Origin of the sequence: Halopenitus salinus (genome assembly GCF_042662125.1) — an archaeon.
GTDB classification, from domain to species: Archaea; Halobacteriota; Halobacteria; order Halobacteriales; family Haloferacaceae; genus Halopenitus; species Halopenitus salinus.
The window spans coordinates 1-18,330 of record NZ_JBHSXL010000004.1 but is presented as its reverse complement, the minus strand read 5'-3'; the positions used below and the strand labels follow the sequence as shown (position 1 = coordinate 18,330).

Genomic DNA, 18,330 nt, shown 5'->3' with positions numbered 1-18,330 from the left:
GACACGGGGAATCGTCCTCGCCATCGTGTGTCTTCTCTGCCTCTCGCTCGTCGGGGGTGTTGCGAGCGCACAAAGCGATCGGACGGGCGGGACGGTCACGATCGCGTCCGATGAAACACACGACGGTGACCTCGAGGTGACCGGTGGTGACGTCCGGATCGAGGGGACCGTCGACGGCGATCTCACCGTGACGGGTGGGTCGGTATTCGTCCCCGGAAACGTGACCGGAGATCTGACCGTGACGGCAGGCACCGCGAACGTTAGCGGGGATGTCGGCGGCGCTATAACGGCCACTGGTGGCACTATCCACGTCCGTGAGGGTACCACGGTCGGCGGACCCGCCGATATAACCGGTGGAACGATCACGATCGACGGTTCGATCGACGGGAACACACGTCTCGACGGCGATTCCGTAACCGTCGGACCGACTGCGAGCATTGACGGTGACCTCACCTATCGCGCTGATCGCGCCGAGATAGATGATTCCGCCACGATCACCGGGACGGTTACCGAGCGTGAGGACTCCGGTATGGGTCCCTTCTCCGATACGTCACTTCCGGACGTCCCCGACTTCGTCGTGACGCCCCTGCTCGGTGCGTATCTCTTTCTCGCGAACTTCCTGCTCGGGGCAATACTCCTTCTCGTCGCTCCGAGCTTCAGCGAGAGCGTGTCCGATCGGGGAATCGATCGACCGGTGGTATGCGGGGGTGTCGGCCTCGTCAGCCTGTTTGCGGCACCGATCGTCCTCGTGATGGTGTTCCTCTCGGTGATCGGCATTCCCTTGGCGTTCTTCGCGAGCTACAACATCATCTTCGCGGTGTGGATCGGACTGGTCTATGGGGCCTTCGTTGTCGGCACCTACACCTTGTCGCTGTTCGATCGTGTTCATCGATGGGGGGCGCTCGCGGTCGGTCTCGCCCTCGTGAGCATCGCGAACGCGCTTCCATACGTCGGGTGGGTGCTCGTGTTGTTCACGCTTCTCGGAATCGGTGCGATCGTGCGTTCGCTCTATGACCGTCATGTCCGCGGAAAAGAGGATGGGGAAGCTCCAGATCATCCCGATCCAGCTCCGCCGGTGAACGAAACGAGGTAGTCGGATCCCTTCCACGGCTAAAGCCGTGGGCATCCTCCGTGAATCTCTGTGATCTTGATGCTGGACGGAGATCACGCTCCGACGTTTTGGGATTTCCTTGAGGCGGTGCATCACGACTTCGATCGACCAACGGATGCGATCGGGGATCCCACACGAGCGAGATGTCGCATCCGTCACCTGCCGACCACGCAGACGAACGGACGTCCCAACTCCACAGTCACGAGGTGACCGAACTATCCGAATACCGTTCGTAGAGGACCACGAGCGCGACGGAGTGAACGGGACCCACGACAGCTGCGGAGAGCAAGACGCCGACGGCCGGCAATTCGGCGAGCCAGCCCGCCCCGAGACCGAGCGTCACGATCAGGGCGGCCAACGCGAATCCGTGGGAGACGGACCGACTCCAACTCGTCCGAATGGCGGCGAGGATCCCTGGCTCCAGAAGAAGCGCGATCGGGAGGAAGAACGTTCGTACGGCGATGAAGACGACGATACCGAGTGCCGTGACTCCAACCAGGAGCGACCCGGGGGAGTACTCCAAGGAGATCGCAGTACCCACCCGTTCCGTGAGGTAGAGCCCACCGACACCGACGAAGTACACGAACGAGCCGTGTGGGGAGAACGACACGTCGCTCGCCCACGTCATCGTCAGCCAGCTTGCAGCCGCCACCGCGCTCACCGCGACGAGCTCGACCATGAGGGCGTACACGAACACCTCCGCGGGAAGATCCACGAGCGCATCGAGTGTCCGAACCGTCCCCGGCGCTCCGGTCGGATAGGGCGTATAGACCACCTGCAGCGTCGATCCGGATCCCGGTCGCCTCACCGGAAGCGGATCTCGGAGACGGAGCCGATCCAAAACGGTCCAGAGACAACCGACGATGACGAAGGGCACCCAGAGACGAACGCTCGAACGGAGCGTGGCCAGTATCTCCTTCGGAACTGACTCTGGATCGCACTCGCCATCACTTCGTTTGGATCCACGATCCCGAGTTCCGTTTGCGGTCATGTGGATTCCTCCAGGGCGATCAGGCGACTTCGATTGACGACGAGTAGCCGTCCGTCCCCGACGATCGGTGGGGAAAGCGGTACCTCGGACGGTTCGTAGCGGAACCGCTCCTCGCCGCTCTCGACATCGAACGCGACCAGCGACGCGTTTCGCTCGACCGCGTAGACGACGCCGTCGGCGACGACGGGTTCGGTTTCTCCCTCGAGGGGAGCCGACCAGTCCACCTCGCCCGTCTCGAGGTCGAGCGCGTGAAACTCCTCGAGGCCGTCGCTCACGAGGACTCGCTCCGTGGTTACCGCTCCAGCACCCTCGGTCGCGTTCCCATCGAGGTCGCGTTCCCAGATCGGCTCGCCATCGTCGGTGTCGAGTAGCGCGACGCCCCGTCGTGTCGTCACGACGAGACCGGCGTCGGTGACGGTCGTGCTCAGCTGCATCTGTTCGTCACGGTCGCGTTGCCACAGTTGTGTGCCGTCCACACGATCGTATGCGGAAACCCGATTCGGCCAGTTCGCGAGGTACACCGCGTCGTCGTCTACGGCCGGTCGCCCGAACGACGCGCTGATCACCTCGTCGTCGACGACGGTCACCCGCCAGTCGACGGACCCGTTGTTGGCGTTTACCGCCGCGAGATCGTTCGTCCCGACGACGGGCGCATAGATCGTTCCGTCGGCGGCGACCGGATTCGTCGTCGGTGCGTGGTCGATCGTCGGGCGATACTCCGCTCGGGGAGGACCGCTCCACCGTTGGGCTCCGATCCGTCGATCGGAACCGGGAACCTCGATTCCGCCCCCGGCGTTCAGACCGTACAGGCCTCCCGTCGAGGTGGCAGCGAGCGTGGACGTCCGATACGGAGAGGCGTTCGCAGCGGCGAGACTCGACGTGTAGGGTCCCTCGTGTGTGAACGCCCGCGTGCCGTCGGCGGCAGCACAGGCGAGCAGTCCCCCGCCCGTCGCATACACCGTCTCGCCGAGGCGGACGGGCGCGCTGGCGCCGCGGAACCAGGCGGGTGCCTCGTGAATCCAGGCGGGCTCCACGTCGCTCGTCGGCCCCGAAACGTCCGGATTGTGGCCCGTCCCCGCAGGGTCGTACCGAGGCATGGGCCAGTCGAGTGGCGACGACGTCGGTTCGGTGGGGGATGCAACTCCCCGGGCGCCGGCGGCTGTGCCGGCGAGGAGCGTCCCCACTCCTGCAAGAAAGTGTCTTCTGGAGGGCATTCGGCTTCGATCCGTACCTTCGGGCCCGCACAAATGGGTCTACCGGTACCACGTGGCGGTGCCACCGGGCTCGGACATCGAGCGCAAACACACATTTCAACCCCGTTCGAGACGGCGAAGGGTCGAATTTTTACAGACGGGAGTCGATCGTGGTGTATGGTCTCGCGGCGATCCCTCCTCGTCGGTGGGGGCCTCCTCGTCCTCACGTTGGTGCTCACGAGCGGAGTCCTCGGAGTCGGAACCCCCGAGCCGGTGGTGACGCTCGAAAACGAGGACGACGCGACCTACCACGTGACGGCGTACACCGTGACGGATGCGGACGCGGCCGGATTTCTCAACTTCGAGGTGACGACGGAGGACGGACAACGACGGCTCGTCACCTACGAGGAACTCGTCTGGCCCGGCGAGTATCGGAACGTGACGCTCGTCGACGACGGCGTCGACACGCACTCGTTCACCGTCGAGCCCGGGGAGACGACCACGGGGACGATCGACGGCTGGTCCCGAGGTGACGCAACCGTGTATGTCGTCGAACGTGGCACCGAGAGGGAACACACGAGCTCGCGAGCGATCACCTGCAAGCGGCGTGGCCAGACGCACTCGCTCACGTTGGAACCCTCCGGATCCGAGGGATCGTCGACCTGTGCCGGCGGGATCGGGTGGCTCCTCCGCGGATAGCCGATGATTGATGACGACGTCCACCACCTCTCGAAATCTGGCCGGAACTGACGGTGGAACTATATTATATTAAATCGTTATCCGAGGATCTCATAAAGCATCAGATAACCACAATTTCCAGATAGTACTAGAAAAGACCCTGCGTGATGGAGAGTATTCCATTACCTAGTTCGATCACTGCGGTTTTCTCGGGCTGAGTGCCGATATCGATCTCAAGCTGTTCTTCATGTATGTCGTCACATTGAACTGAAATCACGTACGTCCCTGGTTTGAAAGCGTCAGATACGCTCTTGATCCCTTGAGGTCGTACTACGTATTTATTCTCAAACACCTGTTGCCCATTCTTGTCTCGAAGGGCGACTTTGATACGGTGGGGATCGTTGGTGTCGTAGTTCCGAATAAGTATGTCCTCGCTCTCAGTTGATCGATCACGGTGCTGTTCGGTACTATCGAGTCCAGAATTCGTAGCCATTTTCTCGACTTCGATCGGCATATCTACAGCTACATAGCGAACACAAGAATATCCGCTTATGAGTCAAACTGGAGTTTGAGTGTCAACTCGATAACTCCTCTACTGTTGGTCGATGGTGTATCGTTCGTATCGAACCTGCCCGTATCGGTAGGAACCGTACGACACACCCGCAGTGATGAGCAGATAGATACCCGACCCGACCCAGATCGCTGGACTCGATCCGATCCCGTTCGAGAGGTGATACCACGTCAGTATTAACCCGATCACCGTCCCCCCCGTGACGACAACGAGATAGCCGATCATCACGAGGGTGGATGGAACCACCGTTTCTGTTCCCCAGAATTTGCGCTTCTCGTAGATGGGGTAGACCGTCCCGATCCCGATCGAAAAGAGGGCCGCGGTGAGACACATTCCAAGCCCGACAGTTGCGAACACGATCGCACTCATCGGCGCGGTGCCGAGCAGTATCGAGCCAAGAGGAATGCTCACCGCAATCGGAATCCCGACGGCGAGACTGGCACACATCCGCCCTCGAAGGATCGTTTGGGGGTTGGTCGGTGTGAGTAGGAGAAGCGGTAGCTGTGGTCGATCGTCGCCGAGTGGATTCAATCCGAACGTCGCCCCCGAAAAGTATGCACCAAGTCCGACGCCCATCCCAGCAACGAGTAGACCGAGCGCATCGTGAGATGACTGGGCAAGCGTCGTTCCAAATGGCCCGATGATGAACACGATCATTACGAGGTGACCGAATTTCCCGGGATTGCGAACTCCCCGGACCAGTAGTCCCCACGCAATACGTCCGGACTTTCGCCACGCAAACGGCCGTGGGACGGTGAATTTCGAAGTCGAGATCCTTCTCTTAGCTGTTCCTCCATGAGATACTACGTCCGTGAACCACAGCTCCGATGCCTGGAGTGTCGCGATATGGAGACCAACAGGAATCATTACTCCGAGCCCACAGAGGACAGCGATTGCTCCCGGCGTGACCGTTCGTGCTAGATGTGTCCCAATAAACACTAACGCCACGTAGTCAGTCAGCGGCGATAACGCGATTCCCTCGAGAATATCTTGTATCAATTGTCCCTCCTCAATGATTAACGGGCCGATGAATTGGGACACCACGATTAACCCGACCATTGCGAAAACGCCTACCCCTTTCAGAACGCGTCGAACTGTCGGAAGACGCCGAAACACCCGAAGAACGACAAGTCCTCCTGCATATCCCCACACGGCAGTCCAACAAACTAAGGGAACCATAAGAAGGCTGACCGTCATGGGTAGCGTTGGTGCTCCGAGTCCGAGTGAAAACGCGACGAGAAGCGCCCCTAATGGAACGCCGAACCACGCAACCATTCGTGCGACCTCTGCGGTGACGAGCCCGATGACGACCGCTCGCGGATGAACCGTCGTCAAGAGGAGATCCTCCGTGTCACTACTGCCGATTCGTTCCAGGGTTCTGAGTATCGCAAGGAGTAGTAATCCAACCGGCAACACTGTGGTGGCAGGGGCAAAATACGGAAGGGTATCGATAGTGCGTACCGTTCGTCCCAGGATGAACGCTGTGGGGAGCATAAAGAGCAGGCTCCCGCCGAAGAACAGAATCGCCAGGATGAGGCCAAGAAGTCGGCGATTGTTGTGAATCTGCTGTCGAACGCTGCGACGAAACTCCGCACGTCCGATGCGTAGCCCGTGATGAACGTCTCGAAGGAGACTCATACTCGGTCCGTCGAAGTGGCCACGGTGTCCTCGCTGGTCACGGCCAGGAAGGCGTCTTCGAGCGATCCGCTTTCAGCGGTTTCCGCACGGGATCGGAGCTCTGCAGGCGTCCCCTCGGCGACCAGTTGACCGTTATACAGCACGCCGATCTCGTCGGCGACTGCTTCGACAACCGGCAGGACGTGCGTTGACAGGAAGACCGTGGTCCCTTCTTCGGCAAGGTCGACAATTGACTCGCGGATCCGGCGAGCAGCCCGCGGGTCCAGCCCCGACGTTGGCTCATCGAGAAAGAGAACCTCCGGATCGTGAAGGACACACTGGATGAAGGCCGTTTTTTGTTTCATCCCTTTCGAGTAGTCCTCGATACGCCGATCGGCGTCGTCGTGTAGATCGAACTCCTGGAGGTAGTGTTCGATCCGCTCCGAAGCATCTTCACCAGGAATATCACGAAGATCGGCCACGTACTCGAGTTGCTCGCGGGCGGTGAACTCTTCGTAGAGAGGTGGTGTTTCAGGAAGGTACCCAATGAGTGGCGCGATCGCGCGGCGATCTTCGACGTCGACGCCACAGATCCGACGCGTCCCGGAGGTGGGATTCGACAGTCCAGTCAGCAACCGCATCGTCGTGGTCTTCCCAGCACCGTTCGGCCCGAGAAATCCGTAGACGGTGCCGATCGGGATGGTAAGCGATACCCCATCGAGAGCGACCTCGGATCCGTACGTCTTCCGAAGGTCGCTCGTCTCGACGGCGACATCCGTATTCGAGGAGGGCATATCCGTATTTCCCTTCAACAGCTGTTTGCCTAAGAGTTTAGGTTATCAAAATTGTGATAGCTGATGCGTTTGTGCAGGGCTTGAACTTGAGGTACTCCACTTGTGCCCTCAGGGATTGACCTCTAGGTGGGTGATTCTATACCTGAGCGAGTCCCATGAAGCCAATTCTAAGTGACTGAAAACTATCCCCTCTTTTGTATGTGTTCCATGCCAACACCTACACGGAATGCCCTCCACCAATCGCCGTACATTTCTCGGCGCAGGCATAGCTATTGGACTCGGCTCTTTGACTGGGTTCAGTAATGTAAAAGCACAGGACGCTGATTCGACTTCTTCCGCCGGCGAAAACGATGACGAAGAGTCATTGGATACGTGGCTTGCAACTGCGAATGATCCACAGACGCATCAGGTTCGCGATCACCGGTATGATGAGCCACCGACAGTCTACCTTGGTGTGTCGAATACGAAATCATTCTCGCCGCCCGCGATCAAGATCGCACCTGACACAACGGTGACGTGGGAGTGGATTGGGGACAACGAAGAGCACAACGTCGTAGCTACTGATGGCACCTTTGATAGTGGTCTACCTGCTTCGGAGTCAGGAGAGACTTTTGCGTACACATTCGAAGAGCAAGGGACGTACAAATACGTCAGTGAGCCACACGCCGATGCCGGAATGAAAGGTGTCGTTGTGGTCGATTCTGCACCGTCGAGCGAGTACCCGACTGTTGACAAGTGGCTCGCTGGAACGAACGAATATGATGGAACAATCACCGACCGTATGGGTACGGACCTTGTCGAGATCACCACTGGAGCGAAGGGGAACGATGGCCATTTTGCGTTTGAACCGCATGCAGTGAAAGTCTCGACCGGAACTACAGTTCGGTGGTCGTGGACCGGGAATGGTGGTGCTCACAATATTGCATTCCAAGACGCCGATCTAGACGGTGAGACTATCCACTCCGAGTCTGGTGTTCATTTCGAAGAAACGTTCACCGAGACTGGCGTCTTTAGGTATTCCTGTGAACCTCACCACGCTATCGGACAGCGTGGTGCCATTATCGTTGAGTCTGATTCCTCCCACGGCTGAAGTCGTGGGCATCCTTCTCGTTCCTCTGTGAACTGCCTCGGGGTCAAGTGGTTCGAGACGCCGAAGGCGTCTCGTCATCACGAGAGAGCTTCGCTCTCCCGAACGACCCCGAGGCACTCGGCCTGTTCCACCTGTAGAGAAGGGAAACAACGCGACAACCGCGAATCTGGACAGCCAATAGTAAAATCCGGCTCTGTTGAAATCCTCAACTGGTGACATGTTTTCGGCGTCCTGCTGAATACAGAGCGCGACTGTAGCAGCATAAACTGTCAATCACTATTGATCGACAAGCCTCACAAGAGTGCCAGCAACGCGATTCCGATCCCGATTGAATTGAGAATCCCGTGGATAATGCTAACGATCAACAGACTTTCAGTCCATTCGTAAATGGCACCAAGGACGAACCCACCGGCGCCGATACCCAATAGCGCTCCGCCGACGGAAACCGAGACGAGATCAGATCCGCCGAACCAGTAACTTGGGATATGCCCAAGTGCAAATCCGATCGATGTAATAGAGATTGCGGCGACGGGACCGAACGATTCGCGTAGCCGACCTTGAATGACACCGCGGTAGAGGAATTCTTCGATTGGGGCGATGAAGACGAGATTGCCGATGAGGAATACCGTGTAGATTACCAGAGGATTCGAGACGGCTGCCGCGGACGAAATGGTCGTCGCCCCGCCATCCCCGAAGGGTATGACGACGATCTCGACGAGGACTGCGACGATAACGGACAGGGTCACACCACCGACGATCCAGCCTGCGTCACGGAGTGTTGGCCATCTGATCCCGTAGGATACTCTTACCGGTCGAAACCAGAGATACGTCAAGCCGAAGATCGCCAACCAGAGAGTTGCCAACCCACCGCCGACGAGGAAGGTCAGCGCAAAACTCGCGAAGCCTAGTTCTATCTGGAGTAACTCGAATCCCTGAATGATGAGGAAAGCACCTGTGGCGGAAACCGCAAGGAGCGCACTGCCAACAAGCAACGTGCGGCTCGGATTGGACTCTTTGCCCGAGGCGGGTGGGTCTCCAGACGTGATTTGGGAGACAGGTGATGGATCCATTATGTATAGCCATCATCTCTATTCTAGGTCTGGATGCTTAGTTATGTGTGAACAATTATCTCAAGATTGCAGTTGATGAATTCTCCAGCCGGTGATAGGTTACGAAGGCTTGCTGCATACATCCTCTGTAGACAGTACGGAATTTCTATCAATCTCTGACGATTTCAACAGAGCCATTTAGATGGGAATTTGCCTGGCGAAATGGAATTCAACAGATCTGGAGGAACGTTTTCACCTCTGCGGCGATCACGTCTGGTGCCTCGGCAGGACCCGAATGGCTGAGGTCGTTAAACTCGACGAATCGACTTGTTTCGAGTGCATCGTGAGCAGTACGTGCGCTCTTGCGGAGAAATTCCGGTCCATCGGTACCCGACATCACGAGAACGGGGACGTCGCCAGCTTGTCCGGAAGCCGGTATCGTTCGACGGCGCGATTCATTCGGATTACCTCCTCTGCGAGGTCGACACACTCAGGCCAAACTGGCCACTCCGCGAGCCACGCGTCGAGATCCGTGATCCCTTCCGGATGAAGAACCCTCTCGATGTATCGTTTCACCGCCTCGCGACGATTTCCATCCTCCAGGAGGGCTTCCATACGATCGGCGAGATTGGCGGTTTCGCGGTACTGTTCGGGAAGGATCGCCGGTTCGTACGCGACGACGGCTTCCACACTGGCGGTCGGCTTGACCGCCGTTTCGATCGCGGTGAGCGCCCCGTAGGAGTGACCAAACAGAATTGGAGTACCATCAACTGCTTTCGCGAGAGACCGGACATACCGCGTCTCGCGCTCCAACACTTCGTCGGCACTCGTCTCGTCGACGGTATCGAGACAGGTACCGAAACCAGGCCGTTGAGGGACGATGGCGGCATATCCCGTGAGGGCAGGAATCACGTCGTGCCAGTACTCTTTGGGAGCCATCCCGCCGTGGAGGAGTATCAACGGTTGCCCGTCACCATATCGTTCATACGCTATCCCGGTCTCATCTTGCGATCGTGTTCGCTGCATGCATTTGTCGTTCGATCGACGACGCGGTAACTCGTTCTCTCAGCCATCCGGGCGTTTAAATATCGGACGCCGCCAAACGCTGAAGAGCCCACACCTCGAACACTCGATCGGACGATGATTCGATGTCTTCTCTCTCACCTCCGTGATCGGTTTTCGGTGGGGGATCCCGAAGACCGCATCGAGGGATCCGGAGAGGCGATCGTCTCACCACAACACCGACGATCGGCGAGCGCTGACCGACTCCTTGCCGACACAAAGGACGAACGAGGAGCGAATGAACGAGAGCACTCCGAAAGAAGCCCTAACGAGTGACTAATCGTGTTGATTGGTGAGTGATCGATGGGGCTCGTCGCCGAATTCGAGATACACTGTACGGATCTTCCGCTCGTGTCGTCTATTGGAGATCTCGGCGATGTAGATGCCACCCTGGAACTGCAGTATAATCACGGCGATCGTCCTCTGTTCCTCGTCACCGTGACGGGGAGTACTCGACGTCGAATCGAGATGGCGTTCACTGAGGCTTACGACGTCGAGGACTGGATGCTGATCGGAGAGGCGGATGAGACTCGACGGTATCAGGCGATTCCGGCACTCAGTCTCGAGGAACAACTGGGAGAGTCGATCGCGAATTTGGAGGACCTCAAGACATTGGCCAGAACGGACGCGATCATTGAGCGTATCGAAGTGACGTCATACGGGTGGTGTCAAACCGGCTGGTTCGCCACTCGGGACACCTTCAAGGAGTTCTCCTCCTTCTGGCGAGAAAACGCAGGGTTTCGATTGCTCCGGCTCACTCGTGGCGGTGACCCAGAATCCCCCGGAGAAGGGCTAACAGATCGTCAACGCGAAGCGCTACGGACGGCGTACGAGTTGGGATATTTCGATATCCCCCGTCGAACGTCATTTGAGGAGATCGCCGACGAGCTGGATGTGTCGTCTTCTTCGGTGTCTGAACGGCTCCGGCGTGCACAAACACAACTGATCGAAGAAACCGTTGGACCGACGTGGCCACCCCTTCCAGAGTGAAGCCGGTTCTCACTGTCGGTCATTTTGTGATTTAGTCAACCAGAAATCGATCGGATTCGACTAATATCGTTTGACGACGATCGTATCCGCGACGAGATCGCCGACACGTTGGTTGTCGTCCGTAAACAATATCAACACCATCGCAACGATGTTTGCGGTCGGAAGTGAATCGACGATCCACAGTAGATTCCGGAGGATCGACGCACCGATCGTGCAGTTCGACCCGTCGGATTTGACTACCACTAATCCCAGCAAGTACTTTCCAGGGGTGTATCCATAGAGCCCCTCGAGAAGAAAGACATAGATCAGAATCGCAACCGCTCCGAGTAGCGCCAGTACCAGAAACGCAATATCGCCGAGAGCAGACCCAACGAACACGACTCCACCCCAGAGAAGCCCGACGAGGATTCCGTCGATAAAGAACGCGAGTATCCTGTGTAAGATTACATCTCCAGTTGTCCCGAGTTGTGGTTGCGGATGTTTCTCCATATTTCACCCGTAACTACTCCATATTATATTATTGTTGAAATATTGTAGCAGTTAAGCCGTGTTTATATGATTCTGTAGAGCTTCCATTGAGAATTCTCTTTCATCATCTCGATATCCCAATTAAATGTAATCGACCCATCTGATTCTTTGTTTTTGAAAACAACCATCAATGAAACAACATAGTGTTTATTACGTATATCCACATCGATAGTTTGGATTACATATTTCCCATTGCGAGCAGTATTGTAGGTGGATTTAAAGTTTGTTTTGGCTTCACTATGGGTTACAGCAGTAGCTGCATCGAAATTATTCCGATCGAGCGCGTTGATGTACTGAACGACCGGTTTGGCCAGACTTTTTTTAGCAGTCTCCGACGGTTCTGATTCCCAACTGACTTGTGAATCTGTTGGAGATTCGGAATTCCCACCAATACCTACGGTATGGTGTTCGACCTCACCCACTTTCAATTCATATTTTTGCGGAATATCGTACTGATCGCGGTTGAGGAATAGTTTGGGATCATTCGGAACGGAGGTGCTTGCGGGTTCCAAAACGTTCTCTTCTAACCATCCATCAAGTCGCTCACCAGCGGCTTCCGCGACGAAGTCCGCAAACAAGTCGTAACTAATCGTCCCATTATAATCGTTCATTGATCGGAAGACAGCGGCTAATGTCGTGTCTCCACTACTTGTCCTAATTTCGGCATCGAGAGCGCCTAATAGTGCCCCCGCACCGTATGCCATAGCATGTGTTGGGTCTGATATATCAGACACAGCTTCAGACCACGAAAAATTTGAAACGAATCTATAGAATCGAGAGTACTCGAAAGATCCCAAATAAAGCCCGACCAATTCTTCAAAATACGTCGCACTTGCTTCTTTAAACCAAATAAGGTCATCACCAAGATTGAATTGTTGTTCGAGATGTAGATACTCATGGAACCATGTACCAAGATCTCTCGTCGCAGTAAACTCGCCGATGTCATCTTCTGTCCCATACGCGCGTCCAGCTACATTCTCCTGTGGAATAGTCCAACCGTGTGCTTTCTTGATGCCACCACCTAGTCGGAGTGTTTGGCGAACGTTATGAAGTGACCTAGCTATGGCAACCGGGCCGTGTCCGTCGGGGAAAAAGTCTGGCAGTCCAACAGTATATAATTCGAAATCATCATCAGATAGTCGGACGCGTTCGTGGGGTCCAAATACAACAAATGCCTCGGAATGACGAGAACCAAATCCCTGGTCCTCCAACATTATATCTATCTCTACCGGGATATCCGTGGTAGCTCCATCTGGAATGTCAAGTTCGTCGTTCGGCCGATACTGTGCGTTGAAAGACGCCGGTACGCCGTGAACGTGCGATCCGTATGATGCAAATACCGTTGATTCGTATGTTCCGTAATTGATCCCCGCCCGCTCACCAATCTCAATATCCACAGTGAGGTTTGGAGCGTTTGACTGCCCGTTCCACTTCCAGATACCCTGTCTAATTTCTTCGAAGCCGTCGCTATCTACGTGGTGGAGTGTATCAACACTAGCAGAAAAGGGAGTAAAATCGCTAACGGCGTCCAGAACCAGATTCACAGATCCATACTTCCCGGATGGGGGAATAGAGATGATGTCCAAAGCGGCTCGGAGATCCGCCTCTGTTGACTCTGATCTGGCAAATCGTGCTTCAATTACCACCGGGTCTTTAGGCGTATCATTTTCGAACTTTTGCAGATTAGATGGTTGGTCCGAATCAGAATTTTTGTTTGATGAACCAATAGCAGAACAACCTGCCAACACGCACCCGAGGCCAACAGTCGTCGTACGGAGAAATTGACGCCGTTTTGCCATCCTCAGTAGTTAGTTCTATAACCTGGTTTTGCATAAATCACCGGTAGCCAATTATATTTATCAACTGAATCGTGTTGAACGCGGGTTTGTCGTTATCGTTCCCGACACCAAACAGAGCGAGCGTGTTACTATCGAGATAACAGATGTGGGTGCGAATGTCGCCTTCGCGGAAGTTGTGGAGCGTGTGAGTTATTATCACCAGTGGAAGGCAAACGTAATTGTTTGTACACTCTTACCTAACCTTCGAAGTACCAATCCACGTCTTGTGATGGTCACTCGGTATCATCTTCGCCATCGTGGTTGGCGATCCGCTGCTGGGCGTCGGCGATCGCCTCGACGGCGATGACGAACCGCCACAGAAGGTAGATCACGAGGAGGATGAGACCGGGAAGCACCCCGAGTAACAATCGACCGGCGATAACTATCGAATACGCGAGGAGCAACGCGTACAGTACCACGATCGTAACAAGCCAAGACCGTGAGAGGGCTGGAGAGGACCAATTAGCCATAGAACCGCAAATGGCTACAAACAACTTAGGAATTGCTCATACTGGAGGTTCGGAACGAATGCACTCGCGATGTTCACTTTTCATGGTCAGCCGAACAGTCCCAGCTGTTTCACCCGGTTGGTAGCGCGAGGACGAACGCGAAGAACGCTAACGGTATGACGAAGACCGCAGCGTACCACACCATCGCACCGACGAGCAACAGCCACGTCCCGACTCCGTAGTCAGCCGGGTCCCAATCGAGACCGATCCGCGGCAGCCCCACGCCCGCGACGAGGGGGAGTACGATCACGTATGCGATCGTGAGCAAAAAGACCACGTTCAATAGCGCATTCGAAAGCCCAGCTCCCCCCATACTCATCGTCGCAAACACGAACCCGGTACCGATCACGAACGGGAGCGATAGCCCAACAGCGACGAGGAGGTAACTTGCGATCATCGATCGGGCGGGCGGCAGTCGATCGAACAACGAACGGAATCGGCCGATGAGCAGGATCGGACTCCAGAGGATCGACGCGACGATTCCGGGAGTGAACACGAACGCGAGCGTGTCAAACATCGATCTGGAGGCTTGCGGTGAACCCACGTCTCCACAGTTCGAGGTGGTACATGGGCCATATACGAGTCCGTGCGTGAAAACCGTACAGGAGACTCAAAACACGTTTTGAATAGTCTCACGCCTACTCGTCGTCGACGTTCGGCTGGAAGATGTCCTCGATATTGCACTCGAAATGTACTGCGAGTTTGAAGGCGAGTTCGAGGGACGGGTCGTATCGCTCGCGTTCGATGGCGTTGATCGTCTGGCGGGTGACGCCGACCGCTTCAGCCAGTTCGCCCTGGCTGAGTCCCGCCGCCTCGCGTCGTCGTGGAAGGTCGTTCTCCATGGCGATCAGCGTCGTTTGACGATCCCGTAGGCGACTCCCCACAGTAGGAACAGCCCGGAAGCGAGCAGTACCGCCCCGTTCACTTCCGGCGGCGTCTCGACACGTTCCGCAGCTTCGAGTACGTAGATGGCGGGGATGACCGAGAGTCCAACCACGAACAGGACGCCGAGCGTCAATCCGCTTGCACGGTTGTAGAGATCACTGTCGCGCTCGTCCTGAAGCGGCATCTCGGTGAGTTTTGGTGCGAGAAACGCGATCCCGCCGCCGATCCATACGCCGACGGCATAAACGATCGTTCCGACAAGTTCGCGTCCCGTGCCCATTCCAGCGAGTAATCCGACGATCGAGACAGCCACGATAGCGTATACGACCCCATAGTACACGCGTCGGGCCCGTCCCGGAGCATCCACGTTGGGGATCATGGTGTCAAGCATGCTTTACAGTAAAGCAAACTTTACATGCAAATGAATCTTTGCCTGCTGGCTCACTCTCAGATCGCTCCGAGGAGAATGAGTAGCTCGAGGGCGATCGGCAACCCCAGTGCAGTGATCACGATATCGATTACCCACCATACTAGCCAGTCGCGTACTCGTGGTCCATCGGGACGGATACCGAATCGATCTGGGAGACAGCGAACGATCACCACCCAGGTAACCGCCCACATTGTTGGTCCGGTACAGTTATGCCGTTCATTGAGAGTCATTCGATAGACCTTGGTGAACGGTAACGCACACAGATACTGACACGGAGACGGTCCTCGCGGAGCTCGAACTGACTCGTGGGCTCACGATCCAGATGACGGCGCTCGGGACGCTGGGGCTAGCCGTCGCCGTGGGCGTTCTCGCCGGCCTGTATGAAACGGTTACCGGACAGCCAGTGACGTTTCAGTTTGCGCCCGCCGGCGTCGGCTGGTGGACCGAAGCGGTGAATCTCCTGGTGATCCTGCTGCTCGCGACGGTCATCCTCGTTCCTCATGAGTGGTTACACGGTCTCGCAATCCGGTATTACGGCGGTGAGCCGACGTACGGTGTCGGCCTCGCTCACTTCATCCTCCCGTATGCGTACGCGACGACCGACCACGAGTTCACCCGCGATCAGTTCATCGTCGTTCTGTTGACGCCGCTCGTAGTGATGACCGCCATCGGCGTGCCGCTCATGCTCGTGTTCGAGTGGGAGTGGCTCATCGTGCCGCTGGCTGCGAACGCTGCCGGGGCGATCGTCGATCTCTGGATGACGCTGACGTTGTTGGGCTTTCCCGCCGACGTTCGGCTTGAGGACCACCGCGATGGAGTGAGAATTCTCGGTCGGGAGCGTGATCGACGTCGTCCGCTATCGGTGACTGCACTCGTCTGGGATGCGCTCGCCGGCGCCGCCGTCGCGGCAGTCGGACTGTTGCTCCTGTTGGCGATCGGTGGCCCGCTCGTTCTGGACCGTCTCGGGATCCGATCGTTCACGATAGGCACCCCAGAAACGATCACGTTCCTGTTCGCCTTCACAAGCTCGCCAACCGAGATCTCTCTAAGTGTCGGTCCTGCAGTCTTCATCGTTGGAACCGTGATAGGGCTTTGTTACGCCTTCGTTCGAAGTTATCAACGTACGAGGAGTTGATCTGAAGACATTCAATTGACGCGGTGGCGTAAATCCCATATCTAGAGCTCTTTGACGTTTGAGGAGTGTTGCGAGCAAGGTCGTGGCTGCGCGCGCAGCGACCGGAGGGAGCGAGCACGGAGCGGTGGGTGGGGAGGTGGGGTTTGGGTCGGCGCCCGGCATTAGCAAAAAGGGGTGCGACGACCTGGCTACTCCCACCACCGATCGCGCTCGGGGAAATGGACGGTGCTCCACCCGGTCAGCGCGAGTGAGACGCGCCCCTCGTACCAGTTTCGGGCCGCCCCGTAGATGCGCACTCGTTCGCCCTCGCGCATCCACGGTTGCTTGGACGCCTTCCACACGGTCACTCGAGTCGTTCCACTGTCGTCACTGATGAGTCCGACCTACGCGATCTTCCGATTCGACGGCTCCCACAACGTCTCGATGCGCCCCTCAACCGCCACCTCTCGTCGATCGACGTCCTCGAGCTTCTCGATCGGCACGATCCGTCCCGGCCCCATCCGGAGCTCTTCGAAGACCCAGATGACCGCAGCCATCCAACTCGTTCCACGCACCAACTCATCGGCCACTCGCCGACTGAGCGCCGCCCGCGTCCAGCCACCCAGCTGCTTCGCGGCACATGCACTTTAGGAACGGGCGCTCGCTGTGCGGAGAGCGCCCGCACGCCCGGAATGGTCGGTCGTGAGAGACGCGAGGCGCGACTTTGGGAGCGCCTCGGTGCGCCGGGCGGTAGGCGGCGAGCGGGGCGATCCGTCTCGTCATATCCGTCCAACCGACCTCGACGATCAGTACCAAGTACGATATCTTGGGGTGTCTTCAGTGGTTAACCGATACTTCATGGAGGATATCTTCAGACATGGAATAAGCTGAAACAACTGGTCGCTAAGGAGTTCGAACCTACCGACCAAAGAAAATGTTTCGTCGTACCAACAGAAGAGTGATCACGACCATTGGGACTGATAGGTAGATGATCAATACCTCAAATGGAATATATATTCTCACAGCCCGAATCACACAAACCATTGCCGCTACGAGTGTTCCGTACCAGCCAATAGGCCTTTGCAGATACACAAACCCCGCCAGTATACTAAGTACAATCCCTACCGCACTCCATTGAAGACCAGCGACAGTTTGGGGACTGACCCCGGTTTCAACAACTGGCCCTGATAACTGAGATAGTGCTGCAAACAGGAATGAGAGAGCTGAGAACACCGCTAATACGGCTACAAGACCGAGAACATCTACTGGTGGGCGTCCCTCACCCTTCTTTTCAAAAAGTTTCAAAGGGGTTGTAATCCCGGTGTTGATTTAATAGACACGATACGACGAGGTAGGTAGTTGTAGATCCACGCCACAGACCGTCGGGAGAGGAAGCCCCGTATGGGCCAAAACGTTCAGTACAGCTGATGTACTGATCACCACCGGATCAGAATCTATCATTAGACGAGAATTCCAATAGAACCGGATGGTTCCGTGCGCCCGATGGCAATCCGTTGCGTGTTCGTTTACAATTTTGGCGAGCGTGTTCTTCCCCCCGGAGTTGGCGTTCTGCGAGGAATTCGTCACATCGATTGATACCCTGCTTTTACCGCTGGATCGATATCCGATCGTTTCGGTGATCCCCGAGTGCTGCCGACGAGGTTGTAGAAGTTCGAATAGACTCGTACTCGCGATGGTTGTATGTTTGATACCACACCCGAGATTGGCTCACACGTGTGATATCACATGCATAAATATAGTAGCCGATAGAATTTTTTACTCAGAGATTAATATAGTATCTAATGGATCACCTCAACGAGATCTCCGTCGAAGAACTCCAAGAGGCGCTTGACAATGTTGACGGAAACAAGCCGACACAA

Annotated in this window: 17 protein-coding genes and 3 pseudogenes; 6 read left to right on the top strand and 14 right to left on the bottom strand. The window is 56.4% G+C overall.

Annotated features, from left to right (window positions below):
* The first annotated feature begins 25 nt into the window (after window positions 1-25).
* The gene (locus tag ACFQE9_RS05265) at window positions 26-1,093 is read left to right on the top strand and encodes a DUF8173 domain-containing protein (protein WP_379741406.1); all 1,068 of its coding nucleotides are present in this window, start codon (window positions 26-28) and stop codon (window positions 1,091-1,093) included.
* Window positions 1,094-1,310: 217 nt separating this feature from the next.
* Here ACFQE9_RS05265 and ACFQE9_RS05260 read toward each other — a convergent pair whose 3' ends face one another.
* Both ACFQE9_RS05260 and ACFQE9_RS05255 read right to left on the bottom strand, forming a co-directional pair.
* Window positions 1,311-1,919 (bottom strand): hypothetical protein, encoded by a 609-nt coding sequence (locus ACFQE9_RS05260; RefSeq protein ID WP_379741402.1) that lies wholly within the window; start codon window positions 1,917-1,919, stop codon window positions 1,311-1,313.
* A gap of 179 nt (window positions 1,920-2,098) precedes the next feature.
* Window positions 2,099-3,199 (bottom strand): PQQ-binding-like beta-propeller repeat protein, encoded by a 1,101-nt coding sequence (locus ACFQE9_RS05255; protein WP_379741399.1) that lies wholly within the window; start codon window positions 3,197-3,199, stop codon window positions 2,099-2,101.
* 273 nt (window positions 3,200-3,472) lie between these two features.
* Here ACFQE9_RS05255 and ACFQE9_RS05250 point away from each other — a divergent pair, with 273 nt between their 5' ends.
* Entirely contained in the window at window positions 3,473-3,994 is a 522-nt protein-coding gene (locus ACFQE9_RS05250; RefSeq protein ID WP_379741396.1) for a hypothetical protein, read from the top strand.
* Window positions 3,995-4,121: 127 nt separating this feature from the next.
* Here ACFQE9_RS05250 and ACFQE9_RS05245 read toward each other — a convergent pair whose 3' ends face one another.
* The 3 genes from ACFQE9_RS05245 to ACFQE9_RS05235 all read right to left on the bottom strand — a co-directional run bounded on the left by ACFQE9_RS05245 (window position 4,122) and on the right by ACFQE9_RS05235 (window position 6,955).
* Window positions 4,122-4,487, bottom strand: coding sequence for a hypothetical protein (locus tag ACFQE9_RS05245; protein WP_379741393.1), 366 nt, complete (start codon window positions 4,485-4,487; stop codon window positions 4,122-4,124).
* 78 nt (window positions 4,488-4,565) lie between these two features.
* Window positions 4,566-6,182: a hypothetical protein gene (locus ACFQE9_RS05240; protein ID WP_379741390.1), complete on the bottom strand. Its 1,617-nt coding sequence runs from the start codon at window positions 6,180-6,182 to the stop codon at window positions 4,566-4,568.
* Entirely contained in the window at window positions 6,179-6,955 is a 777-nt protein-coding gene (locus ACFQE9_RS05235; protein ID WP_379741387.1) for an ABC transporter ATP-binding protein, read from the bottom strand. Before ACFQE9_RS05235 ends, ACFQE9_RS05240 begins: the two co-directional genes overlap by 4 nt.
* 226 nt (window positions 6,956-7,181) lie before the next feature.
* Between ACFQE9_RS05235 and ACFQE9_RS05230 the strand changes: the two genes are divergently transcribed.
* Complete coding sequence (locus tag ACFQE9_RS05230) at window positions 7,182-8,045, top strand: halocyanin domain-containing protein (protein WP_379741384.1); 864 nt, start codon at window positions 7,182-7,184, stop codon at window positions 8,043-8,045.
* 293 nt (window positions 8,046-8,338) lie between these two features.
* On the opposite strand, the gene ACFQE9_RS05225 is transcribed toward ACFQE9_RS05230, so the two are convergent.
* Both ACFQE9_RS05225 and ACFQE9_RS05220 read right to left on the bottom strand, forming a co-directional pair.
* Window positions 8,339-9,115: a CPBP family intramembrane glutamic endopeptidase gene (locus ACFQE9_RS05225; RefSeq protein ID WP_379741381.1), complete on the bottom strand. Its 777-nt coding sequence runs from the start codon at window positions 9,113-9,115 to the stop codon at window positions 8,339-8,341.
* Window positions 9,116-9,323: 208 nt separating this feature from the next.
* Window positions 9,324-10,120, bottom strand: a pseudogene (locus ACFQE9_RS05220) (alpha/beta fold hydrolase).
* 339 nt (window positions 10,121-10,459) lie between these two features.
* Here ACFQE9_RS05220 and ACFQE9_RS05215 point away from each other — a divergent pair.
* A complete protein-coding gene (locus tag ACFQE9_RS05215) occupies window positions 10,460-11,146 on the top strand; it encodes a helix-turn-helix domain-containing protein (protein ID WP_379741378.1) in 687 nt (228 codons plus the stop codon).
* A gap of 60 nt (window positions 11,147-11,206) precedes the next feature.
* Here the strand turns inward: ACFQE9_RS05215 and ACFQE9_RS05210 are convergent, their stop codons facing one another.
* The gene (locus ACFQE9_RS05210) at window positions 11,207-11,635 is read right to left on the bottom strand and encodes an RDD family protein (RefSeq protein ID WP_379741374.1); all 429 of its coding nucleotides are present in this window, start codon (window positions 11,633-11,635) and stop codon (window positions 11,207-11,209) included.
* Window positions 11,636-11,697: 62 nt separating this feature from the next.
* Window positions 11,698-13,473 (bottom strand): hypothetical protein, encoded by a 1,776-nt coding sequence (locus tag ACFQE9_RS05205; protein ID WP_379741371.1) that lies wholly within the window; start codon window positions 13,471-13,473, stop codon window positions 11,698-11,700.
* A 64-nt stretch (window positions 13,474-13,537) separates the two neighbouring features.
* On the opposite strand from ACFQE9_RS05205, the pseudogene ACFQE9_RS05200 reads away from it, so the two are divergent.
* Window positions 13,538-13,669, top strand: a pseudogene (locus ACFQE9_RS05200) (TRAM domain-containing protein); the annotation flags it as partial.
* A 76-nt stretch (window positions 13,670-13,745) separates the two neighbouring features.
* On the opposite strand, the gene ACFQE9_RS15240 reads toward ACFQE9_RS05200, so the two are convergent.
* From ACFQE9_RS15240 to ACFQE9_RS05180, 4 genes are all read right to left on the bottom strand, one after another.
* Window positions 13,746-13,982 (bottom strand): DUF8066 domain-containing protein, encoded by a 237-nt coding sequence (locus tag ACFQE9_RS15240; protein WP_379801217.1) that lies wholly within the window; start codon window positions 13,980-13,982, stop codon window positions 13,746-13,748.
* A gap of 109 nt (window positions 13,983-14,091) precedes the next feature.
* Window positions 14,092-14,538: a DUF8162 family protein gene (locus ACFQE9_RS05190; RefSeq protein ID WP_379801125.1), complete on the bottom strand. Its 447-nt coding sequence runs from the start codon at window positions 14,536-14,538 to the stop codon at window positions 14,092-14,094.
* A gap of 121 nt (window positions 14,539-14,659) precedes the next feature.
* A complete protein-coding gene (locus ACFQE9_RS05185) occupies window positions 14,660-14,863 on the bottom strand; it encodes a helix-turn-helix transcriptional regulator (RefSeq protein WP_379741364.1) in 204 nt (67 codons plus the stop codon).
* 5 nt (window positions 14,864-14,868) lie between these two features.
* Entirely contained in the window at window positions 14,869-15,285 is a 417-nt protein-coding gene (locus ACFQE9_RS05180) for a DUF2178 domain-containing protein (RefSeq protein ID WP_465261097.1), read from the bottom strand.
* Between the two features lie 373 nt (window positions 15,286-15,658).
* On the opposite strand from ACFQE9_RS05180, the gene ACFQE9_RS05175 reads away from it, so the two are divergent.
* Window positions 15,659-16,471, top strand: coding sequence for a DUF3267 domain-containing protein (locus ACFQE9_RS05175; RefSeq protein WP_379741358.1), 813 nt, complete (start codon window positions 15,659-15,661; stop codon window positions 16,469-16,471).
* Between the two features lie 188 nt (window positions 16,472-16,659).
* On the opposite strand, the pseudogene ACFQE9_RS05170 reads toward ACFQE9_RS05175, so the two are convergent.
* Window positions 16,660-17,085 (bottom strand): annotated as a pseudogene (locus ACFQE9_RS05170) (DNA-binding protein); the annotation flags it as partial.
* Window positions 17,086-18,330 lie beyond the last annotated feature (1,245 nt).

Coding starts and splice junctions, on each gene's coding strand:
- ACFQE9_RS05255 (WP_379741399.1), bottom strand. CDS start 3,199: ATGCCTCGGTACGACCCTGCGGGGACGGGCCACAATCCGGACGTTTCG.
- ACFQE9_RS05250 (WP_379741396.1), top strand. CDS start 3,473: ATGGTCTCGCGGCGATCCCTCCTCGTCGGTGGGGGCCTCCTCGTCCTC.
- ACFQE9_RS05245 (WP_379741393.1), bottom strand. CDS start 4,487: ATGCCGATCGAAGTCGAGAAAATGGCTACGAATTCTGGACTCGATAGT.
- ACFQE9_RS05240 (WP_379741390.1), bottom strand. CDS start 6,182: ATGAGTCTCCTTCGAGACGTTCATCACGGGCTACGCATCGGACGTGCG.
- ACFQE9_RS05235 (WP_379741387.1), bottom strand. CDS start 6,955: ATGCCCTCCTCGAATACGGATGTCGCCGTCGAGACGAGCGACCTTCGG.
- ACFQE9_RS05230 (WP_379741384.1), top strand. CDS start 7,182: ATGCCCTCCACCAATCGCCGTACATTTCTCGGCGCAGGCATAGCTATT.
- ACFQE9_RS05225 (WP_379741381.1), bottom strand. CDS start 9,115: ATGGATCCATCACCTGTCTCCCAAATCACGTCTGGAGACCCACCCGCC.
- ACFQE9_RS05215 (WP_379741378.1), top strand. CDS start 10,460: ATGGGGCTCGTCGCCGAATTCGAGATACACTGTACGGATCTTCCGCTC.
- ACFQE9_RS05210 (WP_379741374.1), bottom strand. CDS start 11,635: ATGGAGAAACATCCGCAACCACAACTCGGGACAACTGGAGATGTAATC.
- ACFQE9_RS05205 (WP_379741371.1), bottom strand. CDS start 13,473: ATGGCAAAACGGCGTCAATTTCTCCGTACGACGACTGTTGGCCTCGGG.
- ACFQE9_RS15240 (WP_379801217.1), bottom strand. CDS start 13,982: ATGGCTAATTGGTCCTCTCCAGCCCTCTCACGGTCTTGGCTTGTTACG.
- ACFQE9_RS05190 (WP_379801125.1), bottom strand. CDS start 14,538: ATGTTTGACACGCTCGCGTTCGTGTTCACTCCCGGAATCGTCGCGTCG.
- ACFQE9_RS05185 (WP_379741364.1), bottom strand. CDS start 14,863: ATGGAGAACGACCTTCCACGACGACGCGAGGCGGCGGGACTCAGCCAG.
- ACFQE9_RS05180 (WP_465261097.1), bottom strand. CDS start 15,285: ATGATCCCCAACGTGGATGCTCCGGGACGGGCCCGACGCGTGTACTAT.
- ACFQE9_RS05175 (WP_379741358.1), top strand. CDS start 15,659: ATGACGGCGCTCGGGACGCTGGGGCTAGCCGTCGCCGTGGGCGTTCTC.